The sequence below is a fragment of the Roseibium sp. LAB1 genome, from assembly GCF_054658235.1.
Genome location: NZ_BAAGIB010000001.1, coordinates 695,797 through 708,114, shown reverse-complemented (window position 1 = coordinate 708,114; position 12,318 = coordinate 695,797). Strand labels below are relative to the sequence as shown.

The 12,318-nt window shown below is 60.5% G+C and carries 10 protein-coding genes; 6 read left to right on the top strand and 4 right to left on the bottom strand.

Translation table 11 applies throughout. The features are described from left to right. The 4 genes from ACYQ54_RS03410 to ACYQ54_RS03395 all read right to left on the bottom strand — a co-directional run bounded on the left by ACYQ54_RS03410 (position 1) and on the right by ACYQ54_RS03395 (position 6,308). Positions 1-1,656: a sulfatase-like hydrolase/transferase gene (locus tag ACYQ54_RS03410; RefSeq protein WP_460079346.1), complete on the bottom strand. Its 1,656-nt coding sequence runs from the start codon at positions 1,654-1,656 to the stop codon at positions 1-3. A gap of 105 nt (positions 1,657-1,761) precedes the next feature. After that, positions 1,762-2,673: a LysR family transcriptional regulator gene (locus tag ACYQ54_RS03405; RefSeq protein ID WP_460079343.1), complete on the bottom strand. Its 912-nt coding sequence runs from the start codon at positions 2,671-2,673 to the stop codon at positions 1,762-1,764. 95 nt (positions 2,674-2,768) lie between these two features. Continuing rightward, a complete protein-coding gene (rhaI, locus tag ACYQ54_RS03400) occupies positions 2,769-4,052 on the bottom strand; it encodes an L-rhamnose catabolism isomerase (protein ID WP_460079341.1) in 1,284 nt (427 codons plus the stop codon). A 153-nt stretch (positions 4,053-4,205) separates the two neighbouring features. Then, positions 4,206-6,308 carry a bifunctional rhamnulose-1-phosphate aldolase/short-chain dehydrogenase gene (locus tag ACYQ54_RS03395; protein ID WP_460079340.1) on the bottom strand — a complete coding sequence of 701 codons (2,103 nt, stop codon included), beginning with the start codon at positions 6,306-6,308 and terminating at the stop codon, positions 4,206-4,208. A 184-nt stretch (positions 6,309-6,492) separates the two neighbouring features. On the opposite strand from ACYQ54_RS03395, the gene ACYQ54_RS03390 reads away from it, so the two are divergent. From ACYQ54_RS03390 to rhaM, 6 genes are all read left to right on the top strand, one after another. Next, positions 6,493-7,299, top strand: coding sequence for a DeoR/GlpR family DNA-binding transcription regulator (locus ACYQ54_RS03390; protein WP_460079338.1), 807 nt, complete (start codon positions 6,493-6,495; stop codon positions 7,297-7,299). A 55-nt stretch (positions 7,300-7,354) separates the two neighbouring features. After that, positions 7,355-8,347 carry a rhamnose ABC transporter substrate-binding protein gene (gene rhaS / locus ACYQ54_RS03385; RefSeq protein WP_460079336.1) on the top strand — a complete coding sequence of 331 codons (993 nt, stop codon included), beginning with the start codon at positions 7,355-7,357 and terminating at the stop codon, positions 8,345-8,347. 101 nt (positions 8,348-8,448) lie between these two features. Next, on the top strand, positions 8,449-10,002 hold the full coding sequence (locus tag ACYQ54_RS03380) for a sugar ABC transporter ATP-binding protein (protein WP_460079334.1): 1,554 nt from the start codon (positions 8,449-8,451) through the stop codon (positions 10,000-10,002). Beyond that, positions 9,999-10,982: an ABC transporter permease gene (locus ACYQ54_RS03375; protein ID WP_460079332.1), complete on the top strand. Its 984-nt coding sequence runs from the start codon at positions 9,999-10,001 to the stop codon at positions 10,980-10,982. Before ACYQ54_RS03380 ends, ACYQ54_RS03375 begins: the two co-directional genes overlap by 4 nt. Further along, complete coding sequence (locus ACYQ54_RS03370) at positions 10,979-11,995, top strand: ABC transporter permease (protein ID WP_460079330.1); 1,017 nt, start codon at positions 10,979-10,981, stop codon at positions 11,993-11,995. The genes ACYQ54_RS03375 and ACYQ54_RS03370 overlap by 4 nt, the downstream gene beginning before the upstream one ends. Positions 11,996-11,998: 3 nt before the next feature. Further along, complete coding sequence (gene rhaM / locus ACYQ54_RS03365; protein WP_460079329.1) at positions 11,999-12,313, top strand: L-rhamnose mutarotase; 315 nt, start codon at positions 11,999-12,001, stop codon at positions 12,311-12,313. The last annotated feature ends 5 nt before the right edge of the window (positions 12,314-12,318 follow it).

Genomic DNA, 12,318 nt, shown 5'->3' with positions numbered 1-12,318 from the left:
TCAACGTCCTCCCTTTTCGGAGGAGACGTGATCCTGCAGGGCAGGGCCACGATAGGCCTTCGTCAGTTCCTCCGGCACTTCCGACCCATCTTTCAGGAACGGCAGGATGCCGCGCCGGGCGGACTTGCCGCGCATGGCGGCAATGTCGGCATCGGAGCGGGTTACGCGCTGTGACATGCGCCGGCCCCACCGAGCCAGAAGGTCATACATCCGGGCAATCTCGGCATCATGGCTATCTGCCTTGGCAAGATCGTGGAACTCTTCCGGGTCGTTCTCCAGATCGAACAGCATTGGCCGGAAGCCACCTTCGGCATGGATCAGCTTGTAGCGGCCGTCGAACACCATGAAGAGACGGGCATCACGGGTGGTAACACCAAGAGAGGCACACATGGGCGTGACGGAATAGTCGTATTCGCTGATAACCGCCTCGCGCCATTCAGGGGTTTCGCCGCGCAGCCAGGGCGTCAGGCTGCGGCCTTCCAGAATGTGACCGGCTTCGGCTCCGCCGGCGGCTTCCAGAAAGGTCGGGGCAAGGTCGATGGCTTCCACCAGTGCATCACAGGTGGTGCCTCTGGTGGCATCGGCTTCACTGCGCGGATCGTAGACGATCATCGGGATCTTGACGGAAGGTTCATGGAACAGATCCTTTTCACCAAGCCAGTGGTCGCCGAGATAATCGCCGTGGTCGGAGGTGAGCACGATCATCGTGTCCTCCATCCGTCCGGTCTCTTCCAGGTAATCCAGAAGCCTGCCAAGCTGGTCGTCGCATTGCTTGATCAGGCCCATGTAGGCGGGGATGACCTTCCGGCGCACGTCATCCTGCTGAAAGGCGGCCGCGATCTTGTTGGCCATGAAGGCGGCATAAACCGGATGCGCATTGTCGCGCTCAACGTCGGCGCGGATTGCGGCGGGTACATGGTTCTGCCCGTACATGTCGTGATAGGGCGCCGGGACGATGTAAGGCCAGTGGGGTTTGATGTAGCTGACATGCGCGCACCAGGGAGCCTTGGCCTGCTCGATGAAATCGATGGTACGGGTGGTCAGCCAGGGGGTCTCGCTGTCTTCCTCGCGGATGTTGGCCGGCTTGTCCGCGTTGTCGAACATCCAGCCGGAGGCCTTCTCGCCGTTTTCGACGCTGGCGTTGGCGAAGTCCGCCCAGGGGTTCTCGCCGGCATAGCCGCGAGACTTGAGGTATTCGTTGTAAGGTGAGCGTTTCTCGTCATAAAAGCCGTCCGGCCCTTCGCCCCAGAGCCCGTCGTCCCGCACCCAGACATCGAAGCCGCACTCGGCCTGCCGGGCGCCGATGATGCTGTCCGGGGAGAGCCCGAGCCGGGTCATGCCCTCCGCGTCCACCTTCATGTGGGTCTTGCCGATCAGCCAGCAGTCCATGCCCGCCTTGCGCAAGTGATCGCCGAGCGTGTGTTCGCCGACACGAAGCGGGAAGCCGTTCCATTGTGCCCCGTGCGAGGACGCATAGCGGCCGGTGTAGAAACTCATCCGGCTGGCGCCGCAGATGGGGGATTGCACATAGGCGTTGGTAAAGCGCACGCCCTTGGCGGCGACCCGGTCAAAATTCGGGGTGTGCAGATAGGGGTGTCCCGCGCAGCTCAGATAGTCAAAGCGCAGCTGGTCGTACATGACGAACAGGATATTCACTCAGATGTCCTCCCAAGGAGCCGCTTCTGCGGCCTTCTTGGGGAAAGACTAGCACTCCTGGGGTATATCTCTCAATTAACTCAAGTTCATGGGTATAACTTCAGGTTATGTCTTTTTCTCCCTGGGATCCCAGTTGCGTCCTTCCTCGCGGACGATGTCGGCAAAGGCGAGCGCAGCAGGTGTCAGTAGCCTTTCCTTGGTCCAGGTTAGCGCGATGTCTACCGTCAGCATGCTCAGATCGACAGGCAAGGCCGACACGGCCCAGCGTTGCCTGACCTCTTCGACAATGAGCGAGGGAAACGAGCAGACGATGTCGGACTGTTCGAGAACGGACAGGATACTGAGGATCGAATCGGAGCGAATGACAGGATCGGGTCCCTGCAAACCGTGCAGGCGGAAATAGTCCTGAAACAAGGGGCGGCGGCTGCTTGGACCGATGACAGCCCATCTTGCATTCTGCAGGTCCTTCGGGTTCGAAAGGTCCTTCAGATAGGACTGCTGTCCGGCTAGGAAGGTCACCGACGTGGTCAGCAGTGGCTCGACATGCAGCCCGGCCTTGGGCTGGCCGTCAGGGGCAGGCCCAATGACGAAATCCGCTTCGCCGGACCTCAGTGCGTGAAAAGCCTTGGGGGCGTGACCGCCGGTGATGTTCAGCTCAATGCCCGGAAACCGGCTCTGAAACCGGCGCATCACCGGTGGGATGATCTTGAGCGCGGCCAACGGCGACACCACCACGGAAATCGTGCCGACATATTGCCCGCGTGATTGGGCCACATCTTCCGACAGTCTCTGCAGGTCGCTTTTGATGCGGCGGCACCGGTCAATGACGGTCTGGCCTTCCAGCGTGGGGACGATGCCGCTCGGCACCCGGTGGAACAGCACCACTCCGAGATCGCCCTCGATCTTCTTCAGCGCCTTGGTGATAGCCGGCTGAGATTTTCCGAGGGCCTTTGCGGCTGCCGCGAGGCTTCCAAGGGTCGCGACCGCATCGATCAGTTCCACATATTGGGCTTTCACGCCAATGGTCTTCCGGTTGGTTACTGGCTGGGCCGGACTGTGCCAAAGATTGGCGGATCAGGCTACAGCCTCCCGGACCTGAAGGCGGCTTTGCGTCAGACGATCCCGCCACCGGCGCCGGACACTTCCGGGCGAACCTCCGCCACCTTCTGCCGGTAACCGGCCGCGCGGTAGGCCGCAACGGGATCAATGGCGCCACCGTTTTCCAGTCTTGCCATGGCCAGGATCGGCTCCACGTCGGTTCGGAAAGCGGTTTTCAGCGTTGTTGTGGCCATCAGGGCGTCATTGGAGTCCTGAAAACCGTCCAGCGCTGACCGGTCGACCAGAAGCGCCTGGGCATAGGCACGCTGCACCTCCATGGCGGAGACCATCAGGCTTTCGATGGGGTCGGTGACATTGTGAGACTGGTCGAGCATATGGGCCGGGTTGAACCCCGGAGCCTGTCGCGTTTCGGCGTCTACCAGTTCGTTGAACACCAGGAACAGCCGGTACGGATCGATGGAGCCGGTATCCAGATCGTCGTCGCCATATTTGCTGTCGTTGAAATGGAAACCGCCGAGCTTGCCGAACTGGATCAGCCGGGCAACGATCATCTCGATATTGACGTTGGGCGCATGATGGCCGAGATCGACAAGGCAAAAGGCCTTCTCGCCCAGTTCCTGCGCGATCATGTAGTTGGTGCCCCAGTCCTGCACGACGGTGGAATAGAAGGCGGGCTCATACATCTTGTGCTCGGTGAACAGCCGCCAGTCGTCCGGCAGCTTCGCATAGATGGTCTTCGCCGCATCCAGGTATCGCTCGAACTGACGCGTGAAGTTCGTCTGACCCGGGAAATTCGATCCATCGCCAATCCAGACAGTCAGGGCCCGGGAGCCGATGGCCTTGCCGATCTCGATGCATTCCAGATTGTGCTCGACCGCCTGCTGTCGGGTGCCGGCGTCGGTATGGCTGAGCGAGCCGAACTTGTAGGAAAGCGCCTGACCGTCCTGATCCTGAAAGGTGTTGGAGTTCATGGCGTCAAAGCCAAGCCCGAGCGAACTTGCCTTGGCCTTCAACTCCGCCGGATCGGCCTTGTCCCAGGGGATATGCAGGGAAACATTGGGCGTTGCGCGGGTAAGCTGCTGAATGACGCTGCAGTCTTCCAGCTTGTCGAAGATGTTGCGCGGTTCGCCCTTGCCGGGAAACCGTGCGAACCGCGTGCCGCCGGTGCCGACGCCCCAGGAGGGGACGGCAACGCCATAGGCGGCGACTTTCGCCTTGACCGTGTCGATGGAAACGCCGCGCCGGTCGAGCCGCTCGCTCAGGGTTTCATAGTCACGCTTCAGGTCGGCTTCGCGGGTCTCGTTTTCCCCGGCGACCAGCGATGTGTCGATCATCATGAGAAGATCCTTTCCTGCCCGAAGAACCTCATCCTGAGGAGGGCCGCAAGGCCCGTCTCGAAGGATGGGCCGCTTGTCTGGAGTGTGCCGCCCATCCTTCGAGACAGCGCTTTGCGCTTCCTCAGGATGAGGTCTGCTTTGTGGATGTGCCGTTTACCGCGTGAACGCCTGCACGTTGCCGGCATCGACATTGAGAATGTTCCCGGTCGACTTGGCGGAAAACTCCGAAGCAAAGAAGTAGGTCGCCTCTGCAATGTCTTCCGGCAGCACGGAGAGTTTCAGCAGCGAGCGCTGGCGGTAATGTTCCTCCAGCTCCGACGTGTCCTTGCCGTAGGCTTCGGCGCGTTCCTTCAGCCAGTCGCCGGACCAGATCTTGGAGCCGCGCAGCACCGCGTCCGGGTTGACCACATTGACGCGGATCCCTGCCGGAGCACCTTCCAGTGCGAGACAGCGGGCAAGATGCAGCTCGGAGGCCTTTGCCGTGCAATAGGCGCTGGCACCGGGAGACGCGGCGAGACCGTTCTTGGAGCCGATGAACACGATGGACCCGCCGATACCTTGGGTCTTCATCACCTTGAAGGCCGCTCGCGAGACCAGGAAATAGCCGGTCGACAGGATCGACATGTTCCGGTTCCACAGATCGAGCGTGGTGTCCTCAATGGGGGCGGAAGAGGCGATGCCGGCGTTGGAAACGAGAATATCGACCCCGCCGAATTCCAGTGCCGCGCGGGCGAAGCTGTCGGCCACGGCGTCTTCGCTGGTGACATCCATCGTCACCGTACGCACGACGTCTCTGGAATGGCGGGCGGTGAGATTGTCGGCGGCAGCGGCGAGCGCGTCCGCATCGATATCAGCCAGCACCACGCAGGCGCCTTCGCGCAGGAAGCGTTCCGCGGTGGCTGAACCGATGCCGCCTGCGCCGCCGGTGACCAGCGCGATCTTGCCGGCAAGGCTCTTGGGTTTCGGCATCCGCTGAAGTTTGGCCTCCTCCAGAAGCCAATATTCGATGTCGAAGGCTTCCTGCTCGGGCAAGCCGCAATAGGCGGAGACGCTTGAAGCGCCGCGCATGACGTTGATGGCGTTGGTGTAGAACTCGCCTGAAATGCGTGCCGTCGCCTTGTCCTTGGCAAAGGTGATCATGCCGACGCCCGGTATCAGGTAGACGACCGCATTCGGGTCGCGCAGGGCGGGACTGTCGTCGTGCTTGCAGCGTTCATAGTAGGCCGCGTAGTCGTCGCGATAGGCTTCCGCTGCCTGGCCGAGACCGGCGAGCGTTGCCTCGATATCCGGACTGGCGGGATCGAAATCGACCACAAGCGGGCGGATCTTGGTGCGCAGGAAATGGTCCGGGCAGCTGGTGCCGAGAGCGGCGAGAGATTCCATGTCGTTGGCGCAGACGAATTCCAGCACTGCGTCGCTGTCATCGAAATGACCGACCATATGCTGCTTTCCGGAGACCATGCCCCGGATCGCCGGCATCAGGCGGGCGGCAACGGCGCGCCGGTCTGCCGGGGCGAGGGCCCGGTGTTTCGAGCCACCGAAGGCGTCCTTGCCGGCTGTCTTTTCCTCGAACCAGGCAATCGCCTTGTTGATGATCTCCAACGTGGTTTCGTAGCAGGTCCTGGCATCGTCGCCCCAGGTGAACAGGCCATGGCTTTCCAGCACGACACCGCGGGCGTCCGGATTTTCCAGGCAGAATTTCTCCAGCCACAGGCCCAGTTCGTAGCCCGGGCGCTTCCAGGGCAGCCAGCCGATGTCGCTGCCGAAGATTTCCTGCGTGATTGCCTTGCTGTCGCTTGCGGCCGCAATGGCGATGATCGCGTCGGGATGCATGTGGTCGACATGACTTTTCGGCACATAGGCATGAAGCGGCGTATCGATGGAGGCTGCACGCGGGTTCAGGTTGAAGGTGCAGTGAGGAAGGCAGGCGACCATTTCGTCTTCAAACTCGACGCCGCGGTAAAGCCCTTTCAGCGCCCGCAGCTTGTCCATGTAAAGTGTCGCAAAGCCATCCATCTTGATGGTGCCGACATCGCCGCCTGAGCCCTTGACCCAGAGAACCTCGACCTGATCACCGGTGAGGGGATCCTTCTCCATCGCCTTGGCGGAGGTGTTGCCGCCGCCGTAATTGGTGATGCGCTTGTCGGACCCCAGGAGGTTGGAGCGGTAGAGCAGAAGCTCCGCTTCGCTCATGCCGGAAGCCTTCTGGTCATCCCACAGGTTGGCAAGCCGGGAACCGGCAGCGGAATTCAACATCTTTTCCTCCCAGATAAGCCTGACGGCTTGCGTCTCGTTGTTTAGAAACTCGCTTGAACGGATCTGGTTGTCAATCAAAAACGATCATTATCGATCATATTGCGCTGCAAAATGATCATTTTTGATTTTTTATGATTGACATTGACCGGTGTTGGTGGAAACGTTTGATCAATGGGAGGACCAGATGCACGAGAAAGAACGCCACAGGATCATATTGTCCGCAGTCCAGGATCGTCCGGTTGTGACGGTTCAGGAGTTGGTGGTGTTGACGGATTCCTCCGAGGCGACCATCCGGCGCGACATTGCCCAGCTTCATGTGCAGAAGAAGCTGCGCCGTGTGCGGGGCGGGGCGGAGAGCATTCATCCGCCGCAGTTCGTCGGTCTGGCGGGGCGTCCGTTCAGCGTCAACGAAACGATCAACATCGCTCAAAAGCGCGCAATCGCGCAAAAGGCCGTAGAGCTGTGCGAGGATGGCGATGCGATCATCATCAACGGCGGCACCACCACGTTTCAGATGGTGCATCCGCTGGCAACCAAACGCTGCCAGGTGTTCACCAACTCGTTTCCGATCGCAGAGCATCTCCTCAAGAATTCCAAGAACACCATCATGCTCTCCGGTGGTGTGATCTACCGCGAACAGAACATCATCCTGAGCCCCTTCGACAACGACGTGACCCGGAACTTCTATGCCAAGCGCATGTTCATGGGCGCTCAGGGGCTTGGACCGCTTGGGCTCATGGAGGCCGATCCGCTGCTTATTCAGGCCGAGCAGAAGTTGATTGGCCAAGCGGATGAGCTCGTGGTTCTGGCAGATTCATCGAAATTCAGTGCGCGTTCCAGCCTGATCCTGTGCCCGCTCGAGCGGATCTCAACCGTCATCACCGATGACGGGATCCCCGACAGCGCGGCCAACATGCTGGAACAGGCCGACATCCATCTGATCGTGGCGGAAACAAGCGCTGCGCAGACCAAGGCAACCTCGAACGGGTAGCCGGCATACTGTCCGGACCTTGGGAGGGGCCGGCAGCATTTTAGGGAGGAAGACCATGAAATTGCTCAAGTCACTTCTGGCGGCAACAGCAGTCGCCGCCGTCTGCATCGCCGCACCGGCCAGTGCAGCGGAAAAGCGCATCGCTCTCGTCGTCAAGGCGCTCGGTATCGGTTTCTTTGAAGCCGCCGCCAAGGGAGCCGAAGAAGCCGCCAAGGAACTCGGCGATGTCGAGATCATCTACACCGGGCCGACAGACACGACCGCTGAAGGCCAGATCGAGGTCATCAATGCGCTGATCGCCCAGAAGGTCGACGCCATCGCGATCTCCGCCAATGATCAGGACGCCCTGGTTCCGGCCCTGAAGAAGGCCATGGACCGAGGCATCACCGTGATTTCATGGGACAGTGGTGTTGCGCCGGAAGGCCGTCAGCTGCATCTCAACCCGTCGTCCAACCCGCTGATCGGCAACATGATCATCAAGCTGGCCGCCGATCATCTGCCCGATGGCGGTGATGTCGCCGTCCTGTCCGCTTCCGCCACCGCCACGAACCAGAACATCTGGATCGAGGAAATGAACAAGGTGAAGGACAATTATCCGGGTATCAATGTGGTTGCCACAGTCTATGGCGACGACCTTGCCGACAAGTCCTATCGTGAAGCGCAGGGCCTGATGCAGACCTATCCGGACCTCAAGGCGATCATCGCGCCGACGTCCGTGGGCATCGTTGCTGCGGCACAGGCTGTTTCTGATGCTGAAAAAGCCGGTCAGGTCAACGTGACCGGTCTCGGCCTGCCGTCCGAAATGGCCGGTCACATCAAGTCCGGTGCCTCCAAGTCCTTCGCGATCTGGAACCCGATCGACCTAGGCTACTCGGCAACCATGCTGGCCTACAACCTGTCCACCGGTGCGGCGGAAGCCAAGCCGGGTGCGGAAATCCCGATGGGCCGTATGGGCACGCTGACGCTGGACGAAAACAACGAAGGCGCGATGGCCGATCCGTTTGTCTATGACAGCTCCAATATCGACGACTTCAAGGACATTTTCTAAGCTGGTCGCCACGACCGGACATTAGAAATCTGTCAGACCCGGTGCGCACGGCACCGGGTCTTTAAAACCAGCAACGAAACTCCAGGCTTCGGGACATGGTAATGCTTGCGAACACGCAGGGCATGGCGGACACGCATCCGCAAACGGCAGACGGCGCGGGGCCGGTACTGACCCTCAGCGGCATCTCCAAATCATTCCCCGGCGTGAAGGCCCTTTCCGAGGTTTCGCTGGAGCTTTTTCCGGGTGAAGTCACCGCTCTGGTGGGCGAGAACGGCGCGGGAAAATCCACCATCGTGAAGATCCTGACCGGCATCTATCAGCCGGACGAGGGAACGATCTCGATCAACGGCACCCCGGTTTCCTTTCCCACCGCGCAGGATGCAGGACGGGCCGGGGTGACGGCCATTCACCAGGAAACCGTCCTGTTCGACGACCTGTCGGTGGCGGAAAACATCTTCATCGGCCATGCGCCGAAAACGCGCTTCGGACTGATCGACCGCAAGGAAATGTTGCGCAAGGCGCAAGCGCTGCTCGACCGGATCGGCGCAAGGATCGATCCGAATGTCACGTTGAAGGACCTCGGTATCGCCAACAAGCACCTTGTGGCGATTGCCCGGGCGCTCTCCATCGACGCCAAGATCGTTATCATGGATGAGCCGACCGCCTCGCTCTCCCACAAGGAAATCGAGGAAACCTACGAGTTGGTGGAGCGCCTGAAAGCCGAGGGCAAGGCGATCCTCTTCATCAGCCACAAGTTCGACGAGATCTTCCGCATCGCGGACCGCTACACGGTCTTCCGGGACGGCCAGATGGTTGGCAATGGCAAGATCGACACTGTTTCAGAACAGGAGTTGGTCAAGCTCATGGTCGGTCGGTCGGTCGATCAGGTTTTCCCCAAGCGCGCACCGCAGCTTGGCAAGGAAGTGCTGAAGGTTGTCGGCTATTGCCACCCGACCGAGTTCGAGGACATCGGCTTCACGCTGCGTGCGGGCGAGATCCTCGGGTTTTACGGTCTGGTCGGTGCCGGACGCAGCGAATTCATGCAGGCCCTGTTCGGGGTGACCAAACCTTCCAAGGGAGCGATCCGGATCGACGACACGGTCGCGGTCATTCGCGACCCCAACGAGGCCATCCGGCACGGCATCGTCTATGTGCCGGAAGACCGGGGCAAACAGGGTGCCATCAAGGGACTGCCGATCTTCCAGAATGTCTCGCTGCCGTCGCTCAAGGAAACCTCGCACAAGGGGTTCCTGCGGCTCGCAGAGGAATTCAAACTGGCGCGCGATTATACGCAGCGGCTGGATTTGCGCGCTGCGGCGCTCGATCAGGATATTGGCGAACTGTCCGGCGGCAACCAGCAGAAGGTCGTCATCGCCAAATGGCTTGCGACCAGGCCGAGAGTGATCATCCTGGACGAGCCGACCAAGGGCATCGACATCGGATCCAAGGCTGCGGTGCACGAATTCATGGCGGAACTTGCTGCCGAAGGTCTGGCGGTGATCATGGTGTCGTCCGAAATTCCGGAAATTCTCGGCATGTCCGACCGCGTGATCGTGATGCGCGAAGGGCGTATCGCGGCCGAATATGAAGGCGAAGACCTGACACCGGAACATCTGGTGCGGGCGGCTGCCGGCATCACGGAGGTGCGCTCATGATCCGTTCGCTGATGAAATCCCGCGAGGCCATCCTCGCCGGCGCGATATTGCTTCTGGTGATCGCCATCGCCACCCGCTTTCCCGGCTTTGTCGCACCGTCAAATCTCGCCAATGTCTTCAACGACACGGCACCGCTGGTCATACTGGCACTCGGCCAGATGGTGGTGATCCTCACCCGCTGTATCGATCTGTCGGTTGCCGCCAACCTTGCGCTCACCGGCATGGTGGTTGCCATGCTCAACATGGCCATGCCCGGCCTGCCGGTGCCGGTGATCCTGGCCCTGGCAATCAGCCTCGGCGCCTTGATGGGGCTCGCCAACGGGCTGCTTGTGTGGAAGCTGGATATTCCGCCCATTGTCGTCACCCTCGGCACCATGACCATCTACCGGGGGATCATCTTCGTGATTTCCGGCGGGGAGTGGATCAATGCCCACGAGATGAGCGATTCCTTCAAGGCATTCCCGCGAGAGATCGTGCTTGGTCTGCCGGTCCTTTCGTGGATCGCGATTGCCGTCGTGATCGGCTTCATCGTTCTGGTCGGGCGGACGCCACTCGGCAGGGCTTTCTTTGCCGTTGGCGGCAATCCGCATGCCGCGGTCTACACCGGCATCAATGTCGGTCTCACTCAATGCGCGGCCTATGTCATTTCCGGAGCGCTTGCCGGTCTCACCGGCTATCTCTGGGTGGCACGTTACGCGGTTGCCTACGTCGATATCGCCGGCGGCTTCGAGCTGGAGGTGGTCGCGGCCTGCGTCATTGGCGGCATCTCGATTGCCGGGGGCATCGGGTCGGTCGGCGGGGCGCTGCTTGGGGCGTTGTTCCTCGGCATCGTCAAGAATGCGCTCCCGGTCATCAACATCTCGCCCTTCTGGCAACTCGCCATTTCCGGCAGCGCGATCATCATTGCCGTTGCCTTCAACGCCACGTCCAGCCGGGCCAAAGGCCGGGTGATCCTGAAAAAAGCGGAGCACGCAGCATGAGCCTCGCCTCGACAGACGCAAGTGCCAAGGGACGCCAGATCCCGGACAGGCTGAAGTCACCGTTGCAGCGGTTCCTTGTGAGCTGGGAACTGCTCCTGCTGGTGGTTGCCGTTGCCGTCTTCACGCTGAACAGCTTTGCCTCGCCGTATTTCCTCGACCCGTGGAATCTCTCCGACGCGACCTTCAACTTCACCGAAAAGGCGATGATTGCCTTTGCGATGGGGCTTTTGATCATATCGGGAGAAATCGATCTTTCGGTTGCCTCGATCATCGCACTTGCGTCCACGGCCATGGGTTTTGCCGTCCAGATGGGGGCCGATACGCCGGTTCTGGTGATAATTGGTCTGGGTACCGGGCTGCTGTGCGGTGCTTTCAACGGCTTTCTGGTGACCGGTTTCGGCCTGCCGTCCATTGTCGTGACCATCGGTACGATGAGCCTTTTCCGCGGTATTTCCTATATCGTGCTCGGCGATAAGGCCTACACCGGATATCCCTCAAGCTTTGCCTTCTTCGGGCAGGGCTATGTCTGGTGGGTGATCTCCTTCGAATTCGTGCTGTTCGCTCTCCTGGCGATTGTCTTTGCGGTCATCCTGCACAAGACGAATTTCGGTCGCGCGGTTTTTGTCGTCGGCAATAATCCGGTCGGCGCGCTCTTTTCCGGCATTCGTGTGCCACGGGTGAAATTCTCGCTCTTCCTGCTCACCGGCCTGATGTCCGGCGTTGCCGCCATCTGCCTGACCTCGCGCCTCGGGGCGACAAGGCCGTCGATCGCCTTCGGCTGGGAACTGGAGGTGGTCACCATGGTGGTGCTGGGCGGTGTCAATATTCTCGGTGGCTCCGGGTCCATTCCGGGCGTGGTGATCGCCGCCTTCGTCATGGGCATGGTCACCTTCGGTTTCGGCCTGCTCAACGTGCCGGGCATCGTCATGTCGATTTTCATCGGCCTGCTGCTGATTGCGGTCATTGCCTTGCCGCGCATTGCCGGCCGGGTCCTCGCACACAGGAAGGCTTGAGCCATGGAAAAATATGCCTTCAAGATGCAGCTCAACCCGGGCATGGAAGCCGAATACCGGAAGCGCCATGACGAGATCTGGCCGGAACTGGTGGCTCTGCTGAAAGAAGCCGGCATCAGCGACTATTCCATTCATCTGGACCCGGAAACAAACATCCTCTTCGGTGTGCTCTGGCGTCAGGACAGCCACGCGATGGACGACCTGCCGAACCACCCGGTGATGCGGAAATGGTGGGAGCATATGGCCGATGTGATGGCAACCAAGCCGGACAACGAGCCGGTGGCAACGCCGCTCACAACCGTCTTTCATATGGATTGAGCGCT